The organism is Alicyclobacillus sp. CIJ1 (assembly GCF_057538885.1).
The window spans coordinates 1-292 of record NZ_BAAJPH010000030.1 but is presented as its reverse complement, the minus strand read 5'-3'; the positions used below and the strand labels follow the sequence as shown (position 1 = coordinate 292).

Sequence of the window (292 nt, the reverse complement as noted above, 5' to 3'; positions counted from 1 at the left end):
CTTTCCCCGCAAGAAGATGCCTCCTCGCGGGCGTATCCGGCATTAGCGCCCGTTTCCGGGCGTTATTCCGGTCTGAAAGGCAGATTACCCACGTGTTCCTCACCCGTCCGCCGCTGACCTCAAAAGAGGTCCGCTCGACTTGCATGTATTAGGCACGCCGCCAGCGTTCGTCCTGAGCCAGGATCAAACTCTCAATCCAAGTGCTTTATCCTGACCGTTCGGTCACAAGGACTTACGGGCTTGGTGGTCTCGTGTGTTTAGTTTTCAAGGAGCGATTCCCGCGCCACCGCGC

General features: G+C 57.9%; 1 rRNA gene. It reads right to left on the bottom strand.

Features of this window, described 5'->3' with window-relative positions:
- A 16S ribosomal RNA gene (locus tag AC27E8_RS00245) occupies positions 1 to 199 on the bottom strand; the annotation flags it as partial.
- Positions 200 to 292: the final 93 nt, after the last annotated feature.